At 68.2% G+C, this 25,462-nt stretch carries 13 protein-coding genes; 7 read left to right on the top strand and 6 right to left on the bottom strand.

Features of this window, described 5'->3' with window-relative positions; genetic code table 11:
* The first annotated feature begins 8 nt into the window (after window positions 1-8).
* Both CAG33_RS21315 and CAG33_RS21310 read left to right on the top strand, forming a co-directional pair.
* Complete coding sequence (locus CAG33_RS21315) at window positions 9-13,007, top strand: non-ribosomal peptide synthetase (protein ID WP_085640446.1); 12,999 nt, start codon at window positions 9-11, stop codon at window positions 13,005-13,007.
* A 361-nt stretch (window positions 13,008-13,368) separates the two neighbouring features.
* The gene (locus CAG33_RS21310) at window positions 13,369-14,184 is read left to right on the top strand and encodes an alpha/beta fold hydrolase (protein WP_085577925.1); all 816 of its coding nucleotides are present in this window, start codon (window positions 13,369-13,371) and stop codon (window positions 14,182-14,184) included.
* Between the two features lie 457 nt (window positions 14,185-14,641).
* On the opposite strand, the gene dsbG is transcribed toward CAG33_RS21310, so the two are convergent.
* Genes dsbG through dsbD form a run of 3 tightly spaced genes read right to left on the bottom strand, consistent with a single transcriptional unit; the run spans window position 14,642 to window position 17,996 of the window.
* Window positions 14,642-15,412, bottom strand: coding sequence for a thiol:disulfide interchange protein DsbG (gene dsbG / locus CAG33_RS21305; RefSeq protein ID WP_085577924.1), 771 nt, complete (start codon window positions 15,410-15,412; stop codon window positions 14,642-14,644).
* On the bottom strand, window positions 15,388-16,263 hold the full coding sequence (locus CAG33_RS21300) for a TlpA disulfide reductase family protein (RefSeq protein ID WP_085577923.1): 876 nt from the start codon (window positions 16,261-16,263) through the stop codon (window positions 15,388-15,390). The genes dsbG and CAG33_RS21300 overlap by 25 nt, the downstream gene beginning before the upstream one ends.
* Complete coding sequence (gene dsbD / locus CAG33_RS21295) at window positions 16,263-17,996, bottom strand: protein-disulfide reductase DsbD (RefSeq protein ID WP_085640444.1); 1,734 nt, start codon at window positions 17,994-17,996, stop codon at window positions 16,263-16,265. Before dsbD ends, CAG33_RS21300 begins: the two co-directional genes overlap by 1 nt.
* Before the next feature lie 153 nt (window positions 17,997-18,149).
* Between dsbD and CAG33_RS21290 the strand changes: the two genes are divergently transcribed.
* The 5 genes from CAG33_RS21290 to CAG33_RS21270 all read left to right on the top strand — a co-directional run bounded on the left by CAG33_RS21290 (window position 18,150) and on the right by CAG33_RS21270 (window position 22,666).
* Window positions 18,150-18,830: a response regulator gene (locus tag CAG33_RS21290; RefSeq protein ID WP_085577921.1), complete on the top strand. Its 681-nt coding sequence runs from the start codon at window positions 18,150-18,152 to the stop codon at window positions 18,828-18,830.
* Window positions 18,830-20,152 carry an ATP-binding protein gene (locus CAG33_RS21285; RefSeq protein ID WP_085640442.1) on the top strand — a complete coding sequence of 441 codons (1,323 nt, stop codon included), beginning with the start codon at window positions 18,830-18,832 and terminating at the stop codon, window positions 20,150-20,152. The genes CAG33_RS21290 and CAG33_RS21285 overlap by 1 nt, the downstream gene beginning before the upstream one ends.
* A gap of 165 nt (window positions 20,153-20,317) precedes the next feature.
* The gene (locus CAG33_RS21280) at window positions 20,318-20,803 is read left to right on the top strand and encodes a GNAT family N-acetyltransferase (protein ID WP_085640440.1); all 486 of its coding nucleotides are present in this window, start codon (window positions 20,318-20,320) and stop codon (window positions 20,801-20,803) included.
* A 142-nt stretch (window positions 20,804-20,945) separates the two neighbouring features.
* On the top strand, window positions 20,946-22,358 hold the full coding sequence (locus CAG33_RS21275) for an aspartate aminotransferase family protein (RefSeq protein WP_085629871.1): 1,413 nt from the start codon (window positions 20,946-20,948) through the stop codon (window positions 22,356-22,358).
* An 83-nt stretch (window positions 22,359-22,441) separates the two neighbouring features.
* Entirely contained in the window at window positions 22,442-22,666 is a 225-nt protein-coding gene (locus tag CAG33_RS21270; protein ID WP_085577917.1) for an MbtH family protein, read from the top strand.
* Between the two features lie 184 nt (window positions 22,667-22,850).
* Here CAG33_RS21270 and CAG33_RS21265 read toward each other — a convergent pair whose 3' ends face one another.
* From CAG33_RS21265 to CAG33_RS21255, 3 genes are read right to left on the bottom strand one after another with little or no spacing between them, the layout of a single operon-like run.
* Window positions 22,851-23,756: a metal ABC transporter solute-binding protein, Zn/Mn family gene (locus CAG33_RS21265; RefSeq protein ID WP_085629873.1), complete on the bottom strand. Its 906-nt coding sequence runs from the start codon at window positions 23,754-23,756 to the stop codon at window positions 22,851-22,853.
* Window positions 23,757-24,656, bottom strand: a complete 900-nt coding sequence (locus CAG33_RS21260; RefSeq protein ID WP_085577915.1) for a metal ABC transporter permease — start codon at window positions 24,654-24,656, stop codon at window positions 23,757-23,759.
* Window positions 24,653-25,408: a metal ABC transporter ATP-binding protein gene (locus tag CAG33_RS21255; RefSeq protein WP_170930053.1), complete on the bottom strand. Its 756-nt coding sequence runs from the start codon at window positions 25,406-25,408 to the stop codon at window positions 24,653-24,655. The genes CAG33_RS21260 and CAG33_RS21255 overlap by 4 nt, the downstream gene beginning before the upstream one ends.
* Window positions 25,409-25,462: the final 54 nt, after the last annotated feature.

Here is a 25,462-nt window from a genome sequence, read left to right as displayed (position 1 = left end):
GAAACCTCATGACCGACGCGTTCGAACTCCCCAGCACCCTGGTCCAAGCCCTTCAGCGCCGGGCGGCCCTGACGCCGGACCGGCTGGCCTTGCGCTTTCTCGCCGAATCCCAGGAACAGGCCGTGGTGCTCAGCTATGCCGAACTCGACCGGCGTGCGCGCACGATCGCCGCGGCGCTGCAGGCCGAGGCCGGGTTCGGCGAGCGTGCGGTGCTGTTGTTTCCCAGCGGCCCGGATTACGTCGCGGCGTTCTTCGGCTGCCTGTATGCCGGCGTCATCGCCGTGCCGGCCTATCCGCCGGAGTCTGCCAAGCGCCATCACCAGGAACGCCTGCTGTCGATCATCGCCGACGCCGAGCCGCGCCTGCTGCTGACCAGCGCCGGCCTGCGCGACGCCTTGCAGCAGATCGAAGGCGCGCCGCCGCTGCTGTGCGTCGACACCCTCGACGACGCGCTGGCCGAACGCTGGGTCGAGCCGGCGTTGCCTGGCGACCACATCGCCTTCCTGCAATACACCTCCGGCTCCACCGCGCTGCCCAAGGGCGTGCAGGTCAGCCACGGCAACCTGGTGGCCAACGAATTGCTGATCCGCCACGGCTTCGGCATCGACGTGAACCCGGACGATGTGATCGTCAGCTGGCTGCCGCTGTACCACGACATGGGCCTGATCGGCGGCCTGCTGCAGCCGATCTTCAGCGGCGTGCCGTGCATCCTGATGTCGCCGGCGTATTTCCTCGGCCGTCCGCTGCGCTGGCTCGAAGCGATCAGCCAATACGGCGGCACCATCAGCGGCGGCCCGGACTTCGCCTACCGGCTGTGCAGCGAGCGGGTCAGCGAATCGGCGCTTGAGCGTCTCGACCTGAGCCGCTGGCGCGTGGCGTACTCCGGCTCCGAGCCGATCCGCCTCGACACCCTGGAGCGTTTTGCCGAGAAATTCACCGCCTGCGGCTTCAGCGAGGACAGCTTCATGGCGTCCTACGGCTTGGCCGAAGCGACCCTGTTCGTCGCCGGCACGCCGCGCGGCCAGGGCATTCCGGCCCTGCGCGTGGACGACGCGGCACTGGCGCAGAACCGCGCCGAAGCGGGAGAGGGCAGCCCGGTGATGAGCTGCGGCATCAGCCAGCCGCAGCACGCGGTGCTGATCGTCGATCCGGTCACCCTGCAAGAGCTGGCCGACAACACCGTCGGCGAAGTCTGGGCGGCCGGGCCGAGCATCGCCCACGGCTACTGGCGCAACCCCGAGGCCACCGCCAAGACCTTCGTCCAGCACGCCGGCCAGACCTGGCTGCGCACCGGCGACCTGGGCTTTTTCCGCGAGGGTGAGCTGTTCATCACCGGCCGCCTGAAAGACATGCTGATCGTGCGCGGCCACAACCTGTACCCGCAGGACATCGAGAAGACCGTCGAGAACGAAGTGGAAGTGGTGCGCAAGGGCCGCGTGGCGGCGTTCGCGGTCACCCGGAACGGCGAGGAGGGCATCGGCATCGCGGCGGAGATCAGCCGCAGCGTACAGAAAATCCTGCCGCCGGAGGCGCTGATCAAAGCGATCCGCCAGGCCGTGGCCGAGGCCTATCAGGAAGCGCCGAGCGTGGTGGTGCTGCTCAATCCGGGCGCATTGCCGAAGACCTCCAGCGGCAAGCTGCAACGCTCGGCGTGCCGTAACCGCTTGGCCGACGGCAGCCTCGACAGCTACGCGGTGTTCCCGTCCGCGACCGCAGAAGGTCAGGCACCGGTTGCCTCGGCCTCTGAACTTGAGGCGCGCATCGGCCAGATCTGGGCCGAACACTTGAATGTCAAACAGGTCAACGCCGACGACCATTTCTTCCTGCTCGGCGGCAACTCCATCGCCGCCGCCCAGGTGATCGCCAAGGTGCGCGAAGCGCTGGGCCTGGAGCTCAACCTGCGCCTGCTGTTCGAAGCCCCGACCCTGAGCGCGTTCGCCGTTGCCGTGGCGCAGCAGCAACAGGACGGCGGCAGCGCCCAGGGCGAAATCACCGCGTTGCCGCCTCACGAAGCGTTGCCGCAGTCCTTGGCGCAGAACCGTCTGTGGATCACCTGGCAACTCGACCCGCACAGCAGCGCCTACAACATTCCCGGCGGCCTGCGCCTGCGCGGCGAACTCGATGAGGACGCCCTGAGCGCCAGCTTCCAGCAACTGGTCGAGCGCCACGAATCCCTGCGCACCCGCTTCTTCGAGCGCGACGGCGTGGCCCTGCAGCAGGTGCTGCCTGCCGGCGGGTTCGAGCTGCAGCGGATCGACCTCAGCGACCTGCCGGGCGCCGAGCGCGAGGCCCGTGCGCAGCAGATCCGCGAAGACGAGGCGTGCACCCAGTTCGACCTGGAGAAGGGCCCGCTGCTGTGGGTGACCCTGATCCGCCTCGACGATGAAGACCACCTACTGCTGGTGACGCTGCACCACATCATCGCCGACGGCTGGTCGCTGAACGTGCTGATCGACGAGTTCTCGCGCCTGTACGCCGCCGCGTCCCAAGGCCAGCGGGCGGAGCTGGCGCCGCTGCCGACCCGCTACGCCGACTACGGCAGCTGGCAGCGCCAGTGGCTGGCCCAGGGCGAAGGCGAGCGGCAACTGGCCTACTGGAAAGCGCAGTTGGGAGACGAGCAACCGACCCTGGAGCTGGCCACCGACCACCCGCGCTCGGCCCGTCAGGCCGGCAGCGCCGCCCGCCATACCGTGCGGCTGAGCGTCAGCCTCAGCGAGGCGGTGCGCAACGCCGCACAGGCTCAGGCGGCGACACCGTTCATGCTGTTGCTGTCGGCGTTCCAGAGTCTGCTGCACCGCTACAGCGGCCAGCGCGACATCCGCATCGGCGTGCCCAACGCCAACCGTCCGCGCCTGGAGACCCAAGGCCTGATCGGCTTCTTCATCAACACCCAGGTGCTGCGCGCCGAAGTGGAGCCGCGCCTGCCGTTCAGCGAACTGCTGGCCCGCACCCGTGAGGCCGCGCTCGGCGCCCAGGGCCACCAGGACCTGCCGTTCGAGCAACTGCTCGAAGCCTTCCCCAAGGCCCGCGAGCAAGGCCTGTTCCAGGTCATGTTCAACCATCAGCAACGCGACCTGAGCGCACTCAAGCGCCTGCCGGGCCTGCTCGCCGAAGAGCTGCCGTGGCACAGCCGCGAGGCCAAGTTCGACCTGCAGCTGCACAGCGAGGAAGACCGCAACGGGCGTCTGACCCTGTCGTTCGACTACGCCGATGAACTGTTCGACCTCGCCACCGTCGAGCGCCTGGCGGAGCATTTCACCCGCCTGCTGGCCGATGCCTGCGAGCGCCCGCAAGCGGCCATCGGCGACCTGCAACTGCTGACGGCCCACGAACTGTCGCGCCAGGATGAGTGGAGCAGCGCGCCGTGCGCCGCCGCGCAGCAATGGCTGCCGGAGCTGCTCAACGAGCAGGTGCGGCAAACCCCGGAACGCACCGCGCTGGTGTGGGACGGCGGCAGTCTCGACCTCGCCGAGCTGCACGCCCGCGCCAACCGCCTGGCCCATTACCTGCGCGACAAGGGCGTCGGCCCGGACGTCTGCGTGGCCATCGCCGCCGAACGTTCGCCGCAACTGCTGATCGGCTTGCTTGCGATCATCAAGGCCGGCGGAGCCTACGTACCGCTGGATCCGGACTACCCCGCCGAACGCCTAGCCTACATGCTGGCCGACAGCGGCGTCGGGCTGCTGCTGACCCAGGCCGCGTTGCTCGACCGCCTGCCGGCCTGCGACGGCGTCAGCGTCATCGCCATGGACAGCCTGCACCTGGACACTTGGCCGAGCCAGGCGCCGGGCCTGCACCTGCACGGCGACAACCTTGCTTACGTGATCTACACCTCCGGCTCCACCGGCCAGCCCAAAGGCGTGGGCAACACCCATGCCGCCCTGGCCGAGCGTCTGCAATGGATGCAGGCCTCTTATCAGCTGAACGACAGCGATGTGCTGATGCAGAAGGCGCCGATCAGTTTCGACGTGTCGGTGTGGGAATGCTTCTGGCCGCTGATCACCGGCGCGCGCCTGCTGATCGCCGGCCCCGGCGAGCACCGCGATCCGCACCGCATCGCCGCACTGGTGCAGCAGTACGGCGTGACCACGCTGCACTTCGTGCCGCCGCTGCTGTCGCTGTTCATCGACGAACCCCTGAGCGCCGAATGCACCAGCCTGCGCCGGGTGTTCTCCGGCGGCGAAGCGCTGCCGGCGGAACTGCGCAACCGCGTGCTGGCGCAACTGCCGGCTGCGCAACTGCACAACCGCTACGGCCCGACCGAAACCGCCATCAACGTCACCCACTGGCAGTGCAGCGAGGCCGACGGCGAGCGTTCGCCGATCGGCCGCCCGCTGGGCAACGTGATCTGCCGGGTGCTCGACAGCGACCTCAACCCGGTGCCGGCCGGGGTGCCGGGTGAGCTGTGCATCAGCGGCATCGGCCTGGCCCGCGGTTACCTCGGGCGGCCGGCGCTGACCGCCGAACGTTTCGTGACCGATCCGGTGGGCGAGCCGGGCGCGCGCCTGTACCGCACCGGCGACCGGGCACGCTGGACGAACGACGGCGTGATCGAATACCTCGGCCGCCTCGATCAGCAGGTCAAACTGCGGGGCTTCCGGGTCGAGCCGCAAGAGATCGAAGCGCGCCTGCTGGCGCAGGACGGCGTCGCCCAGGCTGCCGTGCTGGTGCGCGACACCGCCGCCGGCCCGCAACTGATCGGCTACTTCACCGCCGGCGATGCCAGCGAGGACCAGGAGGCGCAAATCGCCCGCCTGAAAACCGCCCTCGCCGCCGAACTGCCGGAATACATGGTGCCGGCGCAACTGATGCGCCTGGACGAAATGCCGCTGAGCCCCAGCGGCAAGCTCGACCGCCGTGCCTTGCCCGAGCCGCAGTGGCAGGTGCGCGAGCACGTCGAACCGGTCAGCGAACTGGAACGCCAGATCGCCGCGATCTGGCGAGAGGTGCTGGGCCTGTCGCAGGTCGGCCTGCGCGACGATTTCTTCGCCCTCGGCGGTCATTCGCTGCTGGCCACCCAAATCATTTCCCGCACCCGCCAGGCCTGCGACGTCGAACTGCCGCTGCGGGCGCTGTTCGAGCACAGCGAGCTCGGCGGTTTCGCCGAGCAGATCCGCCTGATCCAGGCCAGCGGCCGCACCAACAAGCAGCCGCCGATCGAGAAGGTCGACCGCAGCCGGCCGGTGCCGCTGTCCTATTCGCAGCAGCGCATGTGGTTCCTCTGGCAGATGGAGCCGGACAGCCCGGCGTACAACGTCGGCGGCATGGCGCGCCTGCGCGGGGTGCTGGATGTCGGGCGCTTCGAAGCGGCGCTGCAAGCGCTGATCCTGCGTCACGAAACCCTGCGCACCACGTTCCCGAGCGTCGATGGCGTGGCCCGTCAGCAGGTGCATGCCGAAACCGGCCTGCGTATGGACTGGAAGGATTTCTCCAAGCACCCGGCCGAAGTCCGCGAGCAGAAAGTCCAGCAACTGGCCGATGAAGAGGCGCACCGGCCGTTCGACCTGGAAACCGGTCCGCTGCTGCGCGCCTGCCTGGTCAAGACCGCCGAGCAGGAGCACTACTTCGTCCTGACCCTGCACCACATCGTCACCGAAGGCTGGGCGATGGACATCTTCGCCCGGGAACTCAGCGCGCTGTACGAAGCGTTCGTCGACGACCGCGACTCGCCGCTGGAACCGCTGCCGGTGCAGTACCTCGACTACAGCGTCTGGCAGCGCCAGTGGCTGGAGTCCGGCGAACGCCAGCGTCAGCTCGACTACTGGACCGCGCAGTTGGGCCGCGAACACCCGCTGCTGGAACTGCCGGGCGACCGTCCGCGGCCGCCGGTGCAGAGCCACCGGGGCGAACTGTTCCGCTTCGACCTGAGCGATGACCTGGCCGCCCGCGTGCGCGCCTTCAACGCGCAGAACGGCCTGACCCTGTTCATGACCATGACCGCCGCGCTGGCCACCTTGCTCTACCGCTACAGCGGCCAGACCGACCTGCGTATCGGTGCACCGGTGGCCAACCGCATCCGCCCGGAAAGCGAAGGGCTGATCGGCGCATTCCTCAACACCCAGGTGCTGCGCTGCCAGCTCGACGGGCGGATGACGGTGGCCGAGCTGTTCGACCATGTGCGCCACACCGTGATCGAAGGCCAGTCCCATCAGGATCTGCCGTTCGACCATCTGGTGGAAGCGTTGCAGCCACCGCGCAGCGCCGCCTACAACCCGCTGTTCCAGGTGATGTGCAACGTGCAGCGCTGGGAATTCCAGCAGACCCGCACCCTGGCCGGCATGACCGTCGAGTACCTGGTCAACGACGCACGGGCGACCAAATTCGACCTCAACCTGGAAGTCACCGACCTCGACCACCGTCTGGGCTGCTGCCTCACCTACAGCACCGACCTGTTCGATGAGCCGACCATCGCCCGCATGGCCGGGCATTGGCGCAACCTGCTGGAGGCGCTGATCGCCGACCCGCAGCGGCCCCTCAGCGAACTGCCGCTGCTGGACGCGCCGGAGCGCCAGCGCCTGCTCGACAGCCTCGGCGTCGAGGCCGGCGAGCATCGTCTCGACCAGTGCATCCATCACCTGTTCGCCGAGCAGGCGCTGGCGCGCAAAGACGCGCCGGCCCTGACCTTCGCCGGGCAGACCCTGAGCTACGCCGAGCTCGACGCCCGCGCCAACCGCCTGGCCTGGGCGCTGCGCGAGCGCGGCGTCGGCCCGCAGGTGCGGGTCGGCCTGGCGCTTGAGCGGTCGCTGGAGATGGTCATTGGCCTGCTGGCGATCCTCAAGGCCGGCGGCGCCTATGTGCCGCTGGATCCGGAATACCCGCTCGACCGCCTGCATTACATGATCGAGGACAGCGGCGTCGGCCTGCTGCTCAGCGACCGGGCGATGTTCGCCGCCCTGGGCGAGCTGCCGCCGAACGTGGCGCGCTGGTGCCTGGAGGACGACAGCGCCGCGCTGGCCGGCCAGCCGTCCGGCGAGCTGCCGTTCATCAGCCTGCCGCAGCATCAGGCGTACCTGATCTACACCTCGGGCTCCACCGGCAAGCCGAAAGGCGTGGTGGTGTCCCACGGCGAGATCGCCATGCATTGCCAGGCCGTGATCGAACGCTTCGGCATGCGCCCGGACGATTGCGAGTTGCACTTCTATTCGATCAACTTCGACGCCGCCACCGAGCGTCTGCTGGTGCCGCTGCTCAGTGGCGCCCACGTGGTGCTGCGTGCCCAAGGGCAATGGGACGCCGAGGAAATCTGCGGCCTGATCCGCGCGCACCGCATCAGCATCCTCGGCTTCACCCCAAGCTACGGCAGCCAGTTGGCGCAGTGGCTGGCGACGCAAAGCCAGACTTTGCCGGTGCGGATGATCATCACCGGCGGCGAAGCGCTGACCGGCGAGCACCTGCAACGGATCCGCGCCGCGTTCAAGCCGAGCGTGTTCTTCAACGCCTACGGCCCCACCGAAACCGTGGTCATGCCGCTGGCGAGCCTGGCGCCGGAGATGCTGGAGGAGGGCGCCGGCAGCGTGCCGATCGGCAGCGTGATCGGCGACCGCGTCGCCTACATCCTCGACGCCGACCTGGCGCTGGTGCCGCAAGGCGCGACGGGCGAGCTGTACGTCGGCGGCGCCGGCCTGGCCGTGGGTTATCACGAGCGGGCGGGCATCACGTCCGAACGCTTCGTGGCGGATCCGTTCGCCGCCGACGGCGGGCGCATGTACCGCACCGGCGACCTGGTGCGCCAGGGCGCCGACGGTCTGGTGGAGTACATGGGCCGGATCGACCATCAGGTGAAGATCCGCGGCTTCCGCATCGAACTGGGGGAAATCGAAACCCGTCTGTTGGACCACGAGGCGATCCGCGAAGCCGTGGTGCTGGCGCTGGACGCGCCGAGCGGCAAGCAACTGCTCGGCTACCTCGTCACCGACGTGGCTGAACGGGACGAGACGCATCAGGCCGCGCTGCGCGAAGCGCTCAAGGCGCACCTCAAGGCACAACTGCCGGACTACATGGTACCGACCCACCTGATCCTGCTGGCCAGCATGCCGCTGACCGCCAACGGCAAGCTCGACCGCCGCGCCTTGCCGGCACCGGACCCTGCGCTCAACCGCCAGGACTACGTGGCGCCGAGCAACGAGCTGGAGCAGACCCTGGCGCAGATCTGGTGCGAGGTTCTGAACGTTGCGCAGGTCGGCCTCAACGACAACTTCTTCGAACTGGGTGGGGACTCGATCCTGTCGATCCAGGTGGTCAGCCGTGCGCGGCAGCAGGGCATCCATTTCAGCCCGCGCGACCTGTTCCAGCACCAGACGGTGCAGACCCTGGCCGCTGTGGCCAGCCGCAGCGAAACCGTGACCGCCGAGCAAGGGCTGGTGACGGGCGAATCGCGCCTGACGCCGATCCAGCATTGGTTCTTCGACACGGAAATCACCGAGCGCCAGCACTGGAACCAGGCGTTGCTGCTGGCACCTGCCACCGCGCTGGAACCCCATCGCCTGGAGCAGGCGCTGCTGGCGGTGATCGAACAGCACGACGCCCTGCGCCTGCGCTTCACCGAAGCCCATGGCGAATGGCAGGCGAACCATCAACCGCTGACCGAGGCTGCCGTGCTGTGGCAAGTGCGCGTGCCGTCCATGGACAAGTGCGCCTCGCTGTTCGCCGACGCCCAGCGCAGCCTCGACCTGGAACACGGGCCGCTGCTGCGTGCGGTGCTGGTCGATGGGCCGGAAGGCCAGCAGCGTCTGTTCATCGCCATCCACCACCTGGTGGTCGATGGGGTGTCATGGCGCGTGCTGCTCGACGACCTGCAGACCGTGTACCGCCAGCTCGATGCCGGGCAGTCGGTGAACCTGCCGGCCAAGACCAGCGCCTTCAAGGACTGGGCGGCGCGTCTGCAGGCCTACGCCGGCAGCGAATCCCTGCGTGAGGAACTGGGCTGGTGGCAAGCGCAACTGGCAGGTCCTGTGGCCGGGCTGCCGTGCGAGAACCCCGAGGGCGGGCGCCAGAACCGTCACGGGCAAACCGTCAATGTGCAACTGGATGCCGAGCGCACCCGGCAGTTGCTGCAACAGGCGCCGAGCGCCTACCGCACCCAGGTCAACGACCTGCTGCTGACCGCGCTGGCCCGCGTGCTGTGCCGCTGGAGCGACCAGCCGTCGGCGCTCGTCCAACTGGAAGGCCACGGCCGCGAAACCCTGTTCGACGACATCGACCTGACCCGCACCGTCGGCTGGTTCACCAGTGCTTACCCGTTGCGCCTGACCCCGCACGGCATCGAAGAGGCGGCCGGCCAGGGCGCGTCGATCAAGGCGATCAAAGAGCAATTGCGTGCGGTTCCGCACAAGGGCCTGGGCTATGGCGTGCTGCGCTACCTGGCCGACGGCACCAGCCGCGACAGCATGGCGGCGCTGCCGAACGCGCCGGTCACCTTCAACTACCTCGGCCAGCTCGACCAGACCCTGGGCAACGACGCGCTGTTCCGTCCGGTGGACGAACCGGTCGGCGCCGCCCACGATCCGCAGGCCCCGCTGCCGAACGAGCTGAGCGTCGACGGCCAGGTGTCCGGCGGCGAGTTGCAGATGCGCTGGACCTTCAGCGCCGAGCGCTACGATCCGCAGACCATCCAGGATCTGGCCGATGCTTACATCGGCGAGCTGCAGAGCCTGATCGGCCACTGCCTGCAAGACGGCGCGGGCGGCCTGACGCCGTCCGACTTCCCGCTGGCGCAGCTGACCCAGGCCCAGCTCGACGCGTTGCCGGTGCCGGCGGCGCAGATCGAAGACGTGTACCCGCTGACCCCGATGCAGGAGGGCATGCTGCTGCACACCCTGCTCGAACCGGGCACCGGCCTGTACTACATGCAGGACCGCTACCGCATCAACAGCGAGCTCGACCCCGAGCGCTTCGCCCAGGCGTGGCAAGCGGTGGCGGCCCGTCACGAAGCCTTGCGCGCGTCGTTCTGCTGGAACGTCGGCGAAGACATGCTGCAGGTGATCCACACCCCGGGCCGCACGCCGATCGAGTACCTGGACTGGAGCGCGGTCGCCGACGCCGAGCAGGAGCCGAAACTCCAGGCGCTGCTCAAGGCCGAGCGCGAGGCCGGGTTCGATCTGCTCAACCAGGCACCGTTCCACCTGCGCCTGATCAAGGTCGGCGCGGCGCGCTACTGGTTCATGATGAGCAACCACCACATCCTGATCGATGCCTGGTGCCGCTCGCTGCTGATGAACGATTTCTTCGAGATCTACACCGCCCTCGGTGAAGGCCGCGAGGCGCAACTGGCCGTGCCGCCGCGCTACCGCGACTACATCGGCTGGCTGCAGCGCCAGAGCCTGGCCGAAGCGCGCCAGTGGTGGCAGCAGAACCTGCAAGGGTTCGAGCGCACCACGCCGATCCCGAGCGACCGGCCGTTCCTGCGTGAGCACGCCGGCGAGAGCGGCGGCATGATCGTCGGCGACCGCTACACCCGTCTCGATGTGCAGGACGGCGCGCGTCTGCGCGAACTGGCCCAGGCCCATCAGCTGACCGTCAACACCTTCGCCCAGGCGGCGTGGGCGCTGGTGCTGCGCCGCCTGAGCGGCGACCGTGACGTGCTGTTCGGCGTCACCGTGGCCGGCCGCCCGGTGGAGATGCCGCAGATGCAGCGTACCGTGGGGCTGTTCATCAACAGCATCGCGCTGCGGGTGCAGATCCCGGCGGACGACCAGCGCTGCGGCGTGCGCCAGTGGCTCAATGGCCTGCTCGACAGCAATATGCAGCTGCGCGAGTACGAATACCTGCCGCTGGTGAACATCCAGGAGCAGAGCGAACTGCCCAAGGGCCAGCCGCTGTTCGACAGCCTGTTCGTGTTCGAGAACGCCCCGGTGGAGGTCTCGGTGCTGGATCGGGCGCAGAGCCTCAACGCCACCTCGGACTCGGGCCGCACCCACACCAACTTCCCGCTGACGGCGGTGTGCTACCCGGGCGACGACCTCGGCCTGCACCTGTCCTACGACCAGCGCTACTTCGACGAATTGACGGTCGAGCGCATGCTCGGCGAGTTCAAGCGCCTGCTGCTGGCGCTGGTGGACGGCTTCCATGGCGACATGGCCGACCTGCCGCTGCTGGGCGCCGACGAGCAGGACTTCCTGCTGCACGGCTGCAACCGGAGCGGCCACGACTATCCGCTGGAGACGAGCTACGTCGAACTGTTCGAAGCGCAGGTGGCGGCGCACCCACAGCGCATCGCCGCCAGTTGCCTCGACCAGCGCCAGAGCTACGCCGACCTGAACCTGCGCGCCAACCGTCTCGGCCACGCGCTGGTCGCGGCCGGGGTGCGGATGGATCAACCGGTGGCGCTGCTGGCCGAGCGTAGCCTCGACCTGCTGGGCATGATCATCGGCAGCTTCAAGGCCGGCGCCGGCTACCTGCCGCTGGATCCGGGCCTGCCGAGCCAGCGCCTGAGCCGCATCATCGAACTGAGCCGCACGCCGGTGCTGGTGTGCAGCGAGGCGTGCCGCGAACAGGCCCAAGCCTTGCTCGATGAGTCCGGCTGCGCCAACCGTCCGCGTCTGCTGGTGTGGGAAGAGGTTCAGGCCGGCGCGCAAGCGTCGTCCGACCCAGGCATCTACAGCGGCCCGGACAACCTGGCCTACGTGATCTACACATCGGGCTCCACCGGCCTGCCCAAAGGCGTGATGGTCGAGCAGCGCGGCATGCTCAACAACCAGTTGAGCAAGGTGCCGTACCTGAACCTGAGCGACGCCGACGTGATCGCCCAGACCGCCTCGCAGAGTTTCGACATTTCGGTCTGGCAGTTCCTCGCCGCGCCGCTGTTCGGCGCGCGGGTGGACATCGTGCCGAACACCATCGCCCACGATCCGCAAGGCTTGCTGGTGCACGTGCAGCAGCAGGGCATCACCGTGCTGGAAAGCGTGCCGTCGCTGATCCAGGGCATGCTTGCCTCGGACCGCCTGAGCCTGGACGGCCTGCGCTGGATGCTGCCGACCGGCGAGGCGATGCCGCCGGAGCTGGCGCACCAATGGCTGCTGCGTTACCCGGACATCGGTCTGGTGAACGCCTACGGTCCTGCGGAATGTTCGGACGACGTGGCGTTCTTCCGGGTCGACCTGGCCTCGACCCGCGGCAGTTACCTGCCGATCGGCACGCCGACCGACAATAACCTGCTGTACCTGCTCGACGGTGCGCTGGACCTGGTGCCGTTGGGTGCCGTGGGCGAGCTGTGCGTGGCGGGCACCGGGGTCGGCCGTGGTTACGTCAGCGATCCGCTGCGCACCGCACCGGTGTTCGTGCCGAACCCGTTCGGTGCGCCGGGCGAGCGGCTGTACCGCACCGGTGACCTGGCCCGCCGTCGCAGCGACGGTGTGCTGGAGTACGTCGGCCGGGTCGACCATCAAGTGAAGATCCGCGGCTACCGGATCGAACTGGGCGAGATCGAGGCGCGTCTGCACGAGCAGCCGGAAGTCCGCGACGGCGCGGTCGGCGTGCAGGAGGGCGCCAACGGCAAGCACCTGGTCGGTTATCTGGTGGCGGCCGATTCGGCCCTCAGCCCGGCCGAACGGCTGGAGCGGATCAAGCAGCGCCTGCGCGCCGAATTGCCGGAGTACATGGTGCCGCTGCACTGGCTGTGGCTGGACCGCCTGCCGCTCAACGCCAACGGCAAGCTCGACCGCAAGGCCTTGCCGGCGTTGGAGATCGGCCAGTTGCAGAGCCAGGACTACCTGGCGCCGCGCAGCGAACTGGAGCAGACCCTGGCCGACATCTGGGCCGAGGTGCTGAAGGTGGAGAAGGTGGGCGTACGCGACAACTTCTTCGAGCTCGGCGGCCATTCGCTGCTGGCCACGCAGATCGCCTCGCGGGTGCAGAAGGCCCTGCAACGGGACGTGCCGCTGCGGGCGATGTTCGAGTGCAGCACGGTGGCGGAGCTGGCCGAGTACATCGAAGGACTGGTGGCCAACGACATCACCGCGGACAAGGCGGACCGGCTCAATGACCTGATGGCGGAACTGGAAGGGTTTTAATCGCCGGGGCCGCGCCGGCCCCATCGCCAGCAGGCTGGCTCCCACAGGGATCTTGGGTGAGTGCAGAAATGGCGGACACCGCAAAACCTGTGGGAGCTGCGGTGCGACGACTCGGCTTGCCAGCGATGAGGCCGACACATGCAGCCTCGGTGTTGGCAGGGCGACCGCCATTGCCAGCAGGTATTGTGGCCGTCCGCTAGGCCTGCGAACGACTGAGAATCCTGTGGGAGCCAGCCTGCTGGCGATGGCGTCTGCAAAACCACCGCAAAACCGTCTTGTACATTGCCGTACATTTCCAAGGTTGACGACAACGAACCGGCAGCTCAGTCTGCCGGTTCTCTTTTTCTCGCGGAGGTGATGGATGCCCTTTTTCACGGTGGACGGACAAGCGCTGCACTACACGGATCAAGGCTCGGGCCCGGCGCTGCTCCTGGCCGGCAGCTACCTGTGGGACGAGGCCATGTGGGCGCCGCAGATCGCCGCGCTGTCGCCGCACTACCGGGTGATCGCGTTGGACCTGTGGGGCCACGGCGAGTCCGGGCGCTTGCCCGAAGGCACCGCGTCGCTGGACGACATCGCCCGCCAGGCCCTGGCGCTGCTCGATCACCTGGACATCGACCGGGTCACCCTCGCCGGCCTGTCGGTGGGCGGCATGTGGGGCGTGCGCCTGGCGCTGTCGGCGCCGCAGCGGCTCAACGGCCTGGTGCTGATGGACACCTACGTCGGCGTCGAGCCGGAGCCGACCCGTCAGTACTACTTCTCCCTGTTCAAGCAGATCGAAGAGAGCGGCGCGATTTCCGAGCAACTGCTGGACATCGTCGTGCCGATCTTCTTCCGCCCGGGCATCGACAAGGCGTCGGCGCTGTACCAGGACTTTCGCGCGAAACTGGCGGGCTACTCGCCGCAGCGCCTGCGCGAAAGCATCGTGCCGATGGGGCGCATCACCTTCGGGCGGGATGATCTGCTGCCGCGTCTGGGGGAACTGGATGCAGCGACCACGCTGGTGGTGTGCGGCGACCAGGACAAACCGCGTCCGCCGACGGAGGCACAGGAAATGGCGGAGCTGATCGGCTGCCCGTGCGTGCTGGTGCCGGAGGCGGGGCACATCTCCAATCTGGAGAACCCGGCGTTCGTGACCGAGGTGCTGTTCACGTTCCTGAGCGAGCGCAACCGCTAGGCCCGGTTTCGTGCCGCAGCCAAAACCTGTAGGAGCTTGCCTGCAAGCGATGAGGCCGGCACAGCCAGCATCACCGTCGCCTGACCCACCGCCATCGCCAGCAGGCTGGCTCCCACAAGGAATCTCGGATGTATGCGGAATCTGCGGCCGCCTCCAGAACCTGTGGGAGCGGGCTTGCCCGCGATGAGGCCGGTACAGCCGACATCTTTATCGCCTGACCCACCGCCATAGCCAGCAGGCCGGCTTCCACAGGGAATCTCGGATGTCTGCAGAACCTGTCGCCGCCAAACCTGTGGGAGCTGGCTTGCCAGCGATGAGGCCGGCACAGCCAGCATCACCGTTGCCTGACCCACCGCCATCGCCAGCAGGCTGGCTCCCACAGGAAGTCTCGGGTGAATGCAGAGCCTGCGTTCACCGCAGAACAATATGTGAACGGCGCTGCCTGCAAAAGCCGGCGTTACTTGGGCCCCAGGATCTTCGCCAGTTTGTCCGGCGCCGGCGCCCCTTGCTGTTGCTGCAGCTCGCCCTTGTCGTCCATGTAGAAGATCGCCGGGGTGGCCTGCAGCTCCAGCTCGTCCATCAGTTGCATGTTCGCCTCCAGCTTGGCCTGCACCGCCGCCGGGACGTCCTTCATTGCCTTGAGCGAGCTGCCCTTGCCGGCCTTCTCGTGGTCTTCCAGGGCCTTGGCCGGATCCTTGGCCGCCAGCAATGCGGCGGACTTGCCCGGGCTGTCCTCGCGGATGATGCCGACCATGATGTGGCGCAGCTGCACCTTGCCGGCCTTGACCCAGGGACGGGCCTGCTCCCAGAACATGTTGCAGTACGGGCAGTTCGGATCGCTGAACAGGTACACGGTGCGCGGGGCGTCCTTGTTGCCGTCCTGAATCCAGTTGCTCGCCTCGAACTTGCCCCAGATCTCCTTGGCCATCGGCGCGTAGACCAGCTTCTGCAGCGGCTCGCTGCTCAGGTCGTTGCCGTCGGCGTCGTACAGGTTGCCCAGCAGCACGTGCTTGCCGTCGGGCGTCAGGTACAGCGCCATGCCACGGTTCTGGTACTGCGCCGCATAGCCGCGCAGGCCGTCCGGGGCGTCGAAGCGGCCGACGATCTTCGCGCCCTTGGCTTCGATCTTCTTGATCGCGTCGGGCAGTTCTTCAGCGGCCTGCACGGACGGCAGATGCAGCAGGGCAGCGCCCAGGGTCAGCGTCAGCAGGTGGCGGAGGCGGGGCATGGCAGTTTCCTTGCAGAGGTGGCCGGTGCGGCGTTCGGGTTCGAATCGGGGGTGTCGAAGTTTTCCAGGGCGCGGGCCAGGCTGGCGTTCGACAGTTCGCCCAGGTGGCTGCCCAGCAGGCGCCCGTCCGGACTGTAGAACAAGGTGGTCGGCAAGGCCATGGAACCCACGGCCTGGCCCAGGCGCCCGCTGCGGTCGAACAGGACGTTGTTCAGGCTCAGGCCCTGGGTCTCAAGAAAGGTGGCCACGCTCTGCATGCTCTCGGCCTGGTTGACGAACAGGAACGTCAGATCCGGGCGCTGCTGCTGGGCGTTCTCCAGCACCGGCATTTCCCGCCGGCACGGCGGGCACCAGGTGGCCCACAGGTTGATCACCAGCGGCCCGCCCCGGTAGTCGGTCAGTTCCACGGTTTCCCCGGCGGCGTTGCGCAGGGTGATCTGCGGCAGGCGCGTGCCTTGTTCATAGATGCCCAGCGCCAAGGTCGCCAGCAGCCAGAAGCCCACGCCGCTCGCCACGCCGAAGCCCAGCGGGCGGCGCAGGCCCGGCCGGCGCCAGCCGCGGTACAGGGCGGCGAGCAGCAGCGCGATCACCCCCGGCCAGGCGAGGAAGCCGCCGTCGCGCAGGTCGATGATCTGCCAGGGATCGCTGCGGTAATGGCCCCAGTACACGGCCACGAACGCGATGCGCGCCGCCAGCAGGCCGAGCAGGAACAGGCTGAACAGCGCCGACTCGGGATTGTCCCCGCCACGCTTGGCCACCCGCCAGCCGACGAACGTCGCCAGCGCCAATGCACTGATCAGCAGCAGGTGGTTGAGCGCGATGGCAAAGGTGCCGAGGGTGAAGGTCAGCATTAACGGGCGTCTCGGGTGATGGTCCAGTGTTGCAGGAAGGCGTCGGCGCTCACTTCGCCGGTGATGCGCCGGCTGCGCCGCTCTTCGCCGTCGGCGCCGATCCACACGAAACTCGGCGGTCCCGGCACTTTGTAGCGGCCGAGCAGTTCGCGGCTGGCGGCATTGTCGGCGGTGACGTCGATCCGGAGCAAGCGCACGTCGCTCAACGCCTGCATCACCCGGGCCTGGCCGAACACCTGCTTCTCCATGACCTTGCACGACACGCACCAGTCCGCGTAGTAGTCGAGCATCACCCACTGGCCCCGGGCCTTTGCCGCATCCAGCTCACGGGCCAGGGCGGCGGGATCCTTGATGGTGGTGAAGGCGTCGTGGCTGTCGGGGGCCGCTGCACCGTCGCGTCCGGCGCTGTAGACCTGCAACGGCCGGTACGGATCGTCGCTGCCGCCGGCCGCGCCGACCACCAGCAGGCTGCCCCACAGGCCCAACAGCAGCGAACCGGCGCCGAACACATGGGCGACGCGGCCGAAGCCTTCGGACTGTTTCCAGGCGCTGTACGCGGCGATCAGCAGCAGGGCGCCGCACAGGCCCAGCCACAGCACGGGATCCAGCACCGGACGCAGCATCAGCAGCGCGGTGGCCAGGAACAGGAAACCGAACACGCCTTTGAGCAGGTTCATCCAGGCGCCGGGCTTGGGCAGGAAGCGATTGCCCACCGTCACCAGCACCAGCAGCGGCACACCGATGCCGATGCCCAGGGCGAACAGGATCAGCCCGCCGTGCACGGCGTTGCCGCTCTGGGCGATGTAGAGCAGGGCGCCGGCCAGCGGTGCGGTCATGCACGGGCCGACCAGCAGGCCGGACAACGCCCCCAGCACCCCGGCACCGATCAGGCTGCCGCCGGTGCGGCTGCGCGAGGCGTGCTCCAGCCGGTCGCGCAACGCCACCGGCAACTGCAGCTCGAAGAACCCGAACATCGGCAGCGCCAGCACCACGAAAATCGCCGCGAAGGCCCCCAGCAGCCAGGGGTTCTGCAACCACGCCTGCAGGTTCGCGCCCAGCGAGGCCGCCACCACGCCCATCGCCGCGTAGACCAGCGCCATGCAGATCACATAACTGCCGGCCAGGGCAAAACCGCGTCGCGGGGTGGCGCCGCTGCCGACGATCATGCCCGCCAGGATCGGCAGCATCGGCAGCGAGCACGGGGTGAATGCCAGCAACAGCCCGAGGCCGAAGAACACCAGCAGGCTCCAGCCCAGCGCCCGCTGCTGCAGGCCGCTGGCCAGGGCCTGATCCGGCGCCTCGGTGCCCGTGGCCGCAGTCGCCTGACCGCCGAGGTCGATGATCCGGGTCTGTGGCGGATAGCACAGGCCGGCGTCGGCGCAGCCCTGATAGCTGACCTTGATCTGGCCGCTGGCGTCGGCCGGGATCTTCAGCTCCAGGCCCTGGCGGTACACCGGTTGCTCACCGAAAAACTCGTCGCTGTGGGACTCGCCCTCGGGCAGGGCCGGTTGCCGGTCGGTGCTCAGGCCATCCAATTTCAGACGTTTCTGATACAGGTAATAGCCGTCGGTGATCTGCCAGAACAGCTGGGTTTCGCCGGATTCCAAGCGTTCGGACGTCAGCACGAACGCCTTGTCGACCGGCAGGAACTCGGGCTTGGCGTCGAACGGATTGTTGCCGGCCTGGGCCAGCGTGGAGATCAGCAACGCAAAAAAGAGAAAGAAATGACGCATGGAGGAGCCTTGTCCCTGTGCAATTGAGGTGCACAGTGGCGCGCGGCGATTAACCGATGATTAACCGCCGCGCCCTTGTCGGTGCGGCGTTCGGGGCATAATGTCGGCTTAATCGGCCGGCGGCCTAATCTGCCTTTTTCTACGGGATCCACCATGCACGTACTGGTTTGCGAAGACGACGAGTTGATCGCCAGCGGCATCGTCGCGGGGCTGACGGCCCAAGGCCTGACCGTCGAGCACGTCAACACCGCCTCCAAGGCGCGGGCGATGCTCAAGGTCGCGGAATTCGACGTGATGGTGCTGGATCTCGGCCTGCCCGACGAAGACGGCCTCAAGCTGTTGCAGCAGTTGCGCCAGCAGGGCCTGGAGATTCCGGTGCTGATCCTCACCGCGCGGGACTCGGTCACCGACCGGGTCGACGGCCTGCAGGCCGGCGCCGACGATTACCTGCTCAAGCCTTTCGACCTGCGCGAACTGTTCGCCCGCCTGCAGACCCTGTTGCGGCGGGTGGCGGGGCGCAGCGTCAATCTGATCGAGCACGGTGCGCTGACCTACGACCCGAGCAGCCGCGAAACCACCCTCGCAGGGCGGCCGGTGGACCTGTCGCGGCGCGAGCAGTCGCTGTTGCAGGCCCTGCTGCACAACCGCGGCCGGGTGCTGTCGACCGAGCAGTTGAAGGACAGCGTCTACGGGTTCAACGACGAGCTGGAAAGCAACGCGCTCAACGTGCACATCCACCACCTGCGCAGCAAACTGGGCAAAGGCATCGTGGAAACCGTGCGCGGCCTGGGCTACCGCCTGGGCCCGGCCGACGGCGGAGATTCCGACAAGTGATGAGCCTGCGCCTGCGCCTGAGCCTGACCCTCGGCGCCGCCTTCGCGCTGATCTGGGCCCTGGCCGCCGCCTGGATGCTCAGCGACCTGCGCAACCAGATGATGTTCTCTCTCGACCAGCGCCTGGTGGCGTCGGCGCGGATGGTCGCGGGGCTGCTGGAGCAATTGCCGGCGTTGCCGGGCAAGGGCGAGGGCACCCATTTCAGCGCCGAGCAACTGAACATCCCCGGCGGCATGGCCTGCCAGGTCAGTTCGTTGCGCGGCGAGATCCTCGCCCGCAGCCACAACAACCCGGAACAGGCGCTGGAAGCGCAAAAAATGGGCTTCCACGACCAGATGATCGACGGCGCGCCGTGGCGCACCTTCACCCTGGCCCGGGGCGATGTGCGGATCACCACGGCGGACCGGGTGATCGAGCGCGAGGCCCTGAACATGTCGATCCTGCTGGCGGCCTCGGTGCCGGTGGGCGTGGCGTTGCTGGGCTGCCTGTGCCTGCTGTGGCTGGGGATCGGCCAGGGGCTGACGCCGCTCAACCGCCTGCGCGAAGCCTTGATGCGGCGCAACGCCGATTCGCTGGAGCCGTTGCAGATCCAGGCCTTCCCCAGCGAACTGAAACCGCTGCTCGAAACCCAGAACCAGCTGTTCCTGCGCATCGGCAAGACCATCGAGCGCGAACGCCGCCTGACCGGCGACGCCGCCCATGAGCTGCGCAGCCCGCTGACGGCGATCAAGACCCACCTGCAAGTGGCGCGCATGACCGACGGCAGCGCCCGCGACCAGTCATTGGCCCGGGCCGAGGAGGGCGCCGACCGGCTGCACCGCACCCTGGAGCAACTGCTGTTGCTGGCCCGGGTGGAGGGCAGTCTGTCGTTCGATGACGGCGTGCAGTGCAGCGCCGAGCAAGTGGCGAAACTGGCGATCCAGGATTCGGCCAGCGACCAGCGCCAGCGGATCCGGCTGCACTTGCCGGAGCGGTTGTCGGCCGCGCCGCTGCAGATGCCGGCGGTGCTGTCCATCGCGGCCCTGCGCAACCTGCTCGACAATGCCCTGCGCCACACCCCGGCGGACGGGCCGGTGGAGCTGAGCCTGGAAACCAGCGGCAACCGCGTGCGTTTCGTGGTGCGCGACCACGGCCCCGGCATCGCCTCGGACGACCTTCAGCACCTGACCCAGCGCTTCTGGCGCAACGGCCAGAGCACCGGCTGCGGCCTGGGGCTGGCGATCGTCCAGGCGATTGTCCAGCGCTGCGCCTGCACCCTGCATTTCGACAGCCGCTCCGACGGCCTGCGCGTCGAGCTGACCATGCCGCTGCAACCGGCTTGAACCAGGCACCTTTGCGGTGCCTTGACCGACGTCATCGCCAGCAGGCTGGCTCCCGCATGGTGTTGCGCCGGGCACATCAAATGTAACGCCTGCACATTGGCGATGCGCCCGCCGCACCGCTATCGTCCTGCTCAGCCTGACTCAACGGACTGAGGAAACCGCGACATGGACGCTTCCATCTACATCTGCCCGGCCACCTTGCGCGATGCCGGCGTGATCAGCCGCATCGTCGAGCGCTCGATCCGGGTCGGTTGCGCCCTCGACCACCGCAACGACGCGCAACTGGTCGACCACTGGATCCGTCGGCAATCGCCCGAGCACATCCGCGCCTGGCTGGCCGATCCCGAGCACTACCTGAACATCGCACTGTTGCAGGACAAGCCGGTCGGGGGCGGCATGGCGGCGGCCTGCGGCGATGTCACCCTGTGCCACGTGCAGCCGGAGTGGTTCCGCCGTGGGGCCGGGCGGGCGCTGATGGGGGATCTCGAAGGCTGGCTGCGGATCCGCGGCACGCCCCGCGCGACACTGCGCAGCACCCGCGCGGGTGAAGCCTTCTACCGGCGCCTGGGCTATTGCGAGTCGGCGCCGCGCCAGCTCCACCACGGCGTGCAGGCGCTGCCGATGCACAAACGGTTGCCGTTGTCGGCCTGACCGGCGATCAAGGGTGTAAATCCTCGACGCGCTTAAGCGTTTCCAGAACAGGAAAACCTGCATGTGCGCTCCATGACCGGAACGCGCACCTGCGTGGTGTGCAGTTTTGGTCACTATCCATAGCGCATTGAGGGGTCGAGAGATGTCAGTCGCCACCAGCCAAATCGAAACATCGCCGGCCGAAACCGGCCACGAACCGGCGGAAACGCTGTACCAGTTCAACGAGTCGCCGCTGCTGGCCCGCCAGAGCCGCCAGGAGTCCAACGCCCGCAGTTACCCGCGGCGCATTCCGCTGGCGCTCAAGCGCGCCAAGGGCCTGTATGTCGAAGACGTCGAAGGCCGTCGCTTCATCGACTGCCTGGCCGGTGCCGGCACCCTGGCGCTGGGGCACAACCACCCGGTGGTGATCGAGGCGATCCAGCAGGTGCTGGCCGATGAGCTGCCGCTGCACACCCTCGACCTGACCACCCCGGTCAAGGACCGGTTCGTCCAGGACCTGTTCGGCCTGTTGCCGCAGGCATTGGCCGCGGAAGCGAAAATCCAGTTCTGCGGCCCGACCGGCACCGACGCCGTGGAAGCCGCGCTGAAACTGGTGCGCACCGCCACCGGGCGCAGCACCGTGCTGTCGTTCGCCGGCGGCTACCACGGCATGAGCCAGGGCGCGCTGAGCCTGATGGGCAGCCTGGGGCCGAAGCGGCCGCTGGGCGCGCTGCTCAGCAACGGCGTGCAGTTCATGCCGTTCCCGTACGACTACCGCTGCCCGTTCGGCCTCGGCGGCGCCGCCGGCGTGAACGCCAACCTCAGCTACCTGGAGAACCTGCTCAACGACCCCGAGGCCGGCGTGCAGTTGCCGGCGGCGGTGATCGTCGAGGCGGTGCAGGGCGAGGGCGGGGTGATCCCGGCGGACATCGAGTGGCTGCGCGGCCTGCGCCGCATCACCGAGAAGGCCGGCGTGGCGCTGATCGTCGACGAGATCCAGAGCGGTTTCGCCCGCACCGGCAAGATGTTCGCCTTCGAGCACGCCGGCATCGTGCCGGACGTGGTGGTGCTGTCCAAGGCCATCGGCGGCAGCCTGCCGCTGGCGGTGGTGGTCTACCGCGAATGGCTCGACAAATGGCAGCCGGGGGCCCACGCCGGTACGTTCCGCGGCAACCAGATGGCGATGGCCGCCGGCTCTGCGGTGATGCGTTTCCTGGTCGAGCACAAGGTCTGCGAGCATGCCGCCGCCATGGGCGAGCGTCTGAGCGAGCATTTGCGCCTGCTGCAGCGGGACTTCCCGCAGCTGGGCGACATCCGCGGCCGCGGCCTGATGCTCGGGGTCGAACTGGTCGATCCGCAGGGGGCGCCGGACGCCTTGGGCCACCCGCCGGCCTTCGCCCGCCTGGCGCCGCTGGTGCAGCGCGAATGCCTCAAGCGCGGCCTGATCCTGGAACTGGGCGGCCGCCATGGCGCGGTGGTGCGGTTCCTGCCGCCGCTGGTGATCACCGCAGCGGAAATCGACCGCGTCGCCGGGATCTTTGGCCGTGCCTTGGCCGCCGCGACCGCGGACCTGTAAATTTTTCGCCGCGCCGAACGTTCCTTCTACATACCCGGCTGCACCGTTCGTGCAGCCCACCCTTACAGCGATGGAGACACAGCATGACGTCAGTATTCGACCGCGAGGACATCCTCTTTCAGGTCGTGGTCAACCACGAAGAGCAGTACTCGATCTGGCCGGACTACAAGGCCGTGCCGCAAGGCTGGCGCACCGTGGGCAAAAGCGGCATGAAGAAAGAGTGCCTGGCCTACATCGAAGAGGTCTGGACCGACATGCGTCCGCTGAGCCTGCGCCAGAAGATGGAAGCGCAAGCGGCTGCCCAGTAAGCCGTCGGCCAAAGAAAAACCCGCTGGACCGGTGACGGTCAGCGGGTTTTTTCTTGCCTGCGGTTTTTGTCAGGAGCGGTTGGGCCTCATCGCCAGCAGGCTGGCTCCCACAAAGGTCAGGCGCCGGCAATCCCTGTGGGAGCCAGCCTGCTGGCGATGAACGATGACACGGTTGCGGATGAGGTTACGTGCCGCTCAAGCCCTTGAGCAGCAGATCCACATTGCCCTCCAGCTCGGCCACCGGATCCGCCCCGTCGGTGCCCAGCACCACCAAGCGGCTGCCCGCGTCGGCAATCGCCGCCTTCAGCGCCGGGGAAGGCTCGCGGTGATGCAGCACCACCGCCACGTCGTTGTCCTTCAGGGTGGCGGTGAGCCGTTTCAGGTCCTCCGGCGTCCACTCGGCGTCCGGCCGTGCATCCTGGCCGGCCAGCTCCAGGTTGAGGCTGCCGATCAGATACCCGAAATGGTCGCTCAGGCTCATCACGCTCAGGTTATCGGCGCTCGCCAGCCGCGCCTCGGTGTCGGCGTTGAGCTTGAGCAGACGCTGTTTCAGCGCCGCCAGGTTGGCTTCGATCTTCGGCTTGTCCTGCGGCGCCAGGCGTACCAGGTCCGCCGCCATCACATCGGCCATGCGCCCCATGTTGTTGCCCGCCAGCCACGGTTGGCTGTTCAGGCCGTCGACCTTGAGGCCCGGCTGCACGGCGATGCCGGGCAGGGCGCCGTCCACGGGCCGGGCGGCGTCGACCTCGACGATGCGGATGTTGCTGCGCCGGGCCATCGGGTACAGCGGATCATCGGCCCACAACGAGCGCACGCCGATCACCGCATCGGCGCCGGTCGCCAGCTTGCTCAGCGCCGGGGCGCCGCGACCGCTGAAGTAGGCGGTCTGGCGGCTGCCCGGCAGGTTGGCCGGTGCCGCGCGTTCCAGGCTGACGGCCGTGCCTTTGAGCAGCGTTTCGCCCAGGCCGTAGGTGATCGGCAGCGAGGCCAGCACCCGCAGCGGCCCGGTGCCGTCGGCGGCCATGACGGAGGTGGAGACCGCGCCGCACAGGGCGAGGGCCAGGGTCAGTCGTCGCAATGCAAAAGTCATTTATCCGAGGTTCCCTTTCAGGCTGGGGACGACGCCGCGCGCGACGGCGGCGAGGGCGAAGGCGAGGCCGGCGACCAGGATGATCGCGGCGCCGGACGGCACCGGCAGGTCGAACACGATGGGCGCCAGGATCCCGCACAGGGTGCTCACGGTGGCGATCAGCACCGAGCACCAGAAGAAGCCCTTGAGCGACTGGCTCAGCAGGCGCGCGGCCGCGGCCGGGATCACCAGCAGGGCGCCGACCAGGATCGCGCCGATGACCTTCACCGCCGCGACGGTGATCAGCGTCACCAGGATCACGAACAGGTAGTCCAGCGCCTTGACCGCCACCCCGCGCACCGCCGCCAGTTGCGGGTTGAAGCTGGCGAGCATGATCCGGTTGTACAGCGGCAGGGCCAGGGCCATCACCAGCGCACCGACGATGGCCAGCACCAGCAGGTCGTTGCCGTTGACCGTCAGCACCGAGCCGAACAGGACGTTCTCCAGGATGTGCACGTTGATCTTGCCGGCCAGGATCAGCAGCAGGCTGGCGCCGAGGGCCAGGGACACCGACAGGAACACGCCGATCAGGGTGTCCGGCGCCAGGCCGGTGCGGTTGCGCAGGTAATTGAGCAGGATGCCGAACAGCAGGCAGTAGCCGAACAGGCTGCCGTAAGGGCCGGTGTAGGGCTCGCCGAGCAGGATGCCGATGGCCACGCCGGTCAACGCGGCGTGGCCGACCGCTTCGGAGAAGAACGCAAAGCGCTTGACCACAACCAAGGTGCCGAGGCCGCCCAGCACCGGGCCGATCAGCAGGCCGGCGAGCAAGGCATTGACCACAAAACCATAGGCCAGCGCCTCGGGCAGATAACCGGAGGAGGCCCAGCCTTGGACCATCAGCCGAAAGGCTTCGTAACTCATTGCGCAGCGCTCCGTGGGTGGGTCGAGAACAGGGTCAGCAGGCGTTCCGGGGTCAGGGCCTGTTGCGGCGGGGCGTCGAACAGCACCCGGCGGCTGAGGCCGGTGACGTGATCGGCCAGACGGCCGACCGCTTCCAGGTCGTGCTCGATCCACAGCACGGTGATGCCGGCGGCGCGCCAGTCGCCGAGCAGGCGTTCGAACACCTGGATCCCGGCTTCGTCCAGCGCCGACATCGGCTCGTCGAGCACCAGCAGTTGCGGCGCCGGGATCAGGCCCTGGGCCAGCAGCACCCGTTGGCGTTCGCCGCCGGACAGCGCGCCCATCCGGCGCTTGCGCTTGTCCTGCATGCCGACCCGTTCCAGCGCATCGCCGATGGCCCCGGCGTAGTGCCGGCTCAGGCCGAGGAACGCCGGACGGCGCTGGCACATGGCTGCCATGAAGTCATCGACGGTCATCGGCAGGCCCCGGTCGAACTCCAGCGCCTGCGGCACGTAGCCGATGGTGCCGGGCTCGCCGGGCCACTGCAGGGTGAGCCGGCCCTGGTGGGGCATCTGGCCGAGCAGGGTCTTGATCAGCGAACTCTTGCCGCCGCCGTTGGGGCCGACCAGCGCGTGCACGCTGCCGGGCCGCACCGTGAAGGTGACGTTGTCCAGGATCGTCGTGCGCCCGAGCGTCAGGTTCACTTCGTTGAAATCCAGGGTCGGCCCCAGTGCGAGCGGGGTTGCCCGCGAAAACGCCGGATCGGCCGGCATCATCGCAGGATGACTCACCGCCTTCGCGGGCACGCCCGCTCCCACAGGGGATTC

Source organism: Pseudomonas sp. B3(2017) (assembly GCF_002113595.1).
Classification (GTDB): Bacteria; Pseudomonadota; Gammaproteobacteria; order Pseudomonadales; family Pseudomonadaceae; genus Aquipseudomonas; species Aquipseudomonas ekonensis.
This window is presented reverse-complemented; position numbering and strand designations above follow the sequence as displayed.

Coding starts and splice junctions, on each gene's coding strand:
- CAG33_RS21255 (WP_170930053.1), bottom strand. CDS start 25,408: ATGCCGGCCGATCCGGCGTTTTCGCGGGCAACCCCGCTCGCACTGGGG.
- CAG33_RS21275 (WP_085629871.1), top strand. CDS start 20,946: ATGTCAGTCGCCACCAGCCAAATCGAAACATCGCCGGCCGAAACCGGC.
- CAG33_RS21265 (WP_085629873.1), bottom strand. CDS start 23,756: ATGACTTTTGCATTGCGACGACTGACCCTGGCCCTCGCCCTGTGCGGC.
- dsbG (WP_085577924.1), bottom strand. CDS start 15,412: ATGCCCCGCCTCCGCCACCTGCTGACGCTGACCCTGGGCGCTGCCCTG.
- CAG33_RS21310 (WP_085577925.1), top strand. CDS start 13,369: ATGCCCTTTTTCACGGTGGACGGACAAGCGCTGCACTACACGGATCAA.
- CAG33_RS21300 (WP_085577923.1), bottom strand. CDS start 16,263: ATGCTGACCTTCACCCTCGGCACCTTTGCCATCGCGCTCAACCACCTG.
- CAG33_RS21270 (WP_085577917.1), top strand. CDS start 22,442: ATGACGTCAGTATTCGACCGCGAGGACATCCTCTTTCAGGTCGTGGTC.
- dsbD (WP_085640444.1), bottom strand. CDS start 17,996: ATGCGTCATTTCTTTCTCTTTTTTGCGTTGCTGATCTCCACGCTGGCC.
- CAG33_RS21260 (WP_085577915.1), bottom strand. CDS start 24,656: ATGAGTTACGAAGCCTTTCGGCTGATGGTCCAAGGCTGGGCCTCCTCC.
- CAG33_RS21280 (WP_085640440.1), top strand. CDS start 20,318: ATGGACGCTTCCATCTACATCTGCCCGGCCACCTTGCGCGATGCCGGC.
- CAG33_RS21290 (WP_085577921.1), top strand. CDS start 18,150: ATGCACGTACTGGTTTGCGAAGACGACGAGTTGATCGCCAGCGGCATC.
- CAG33_RS21315 (WP_085640446.1), top strand. CDS start 9: ATGACCGACGCGTTCGAACTCCCCAGCACCCTGGTCCAAGCCCTTCAG.
- CAG33_RS21285 (WP_085640442.1), top strand. CDS start 18,830: ATGAGCCTGCGCCTGCGCCTGAGCCTGACCCTCGGCGCCGCCTTCGCG.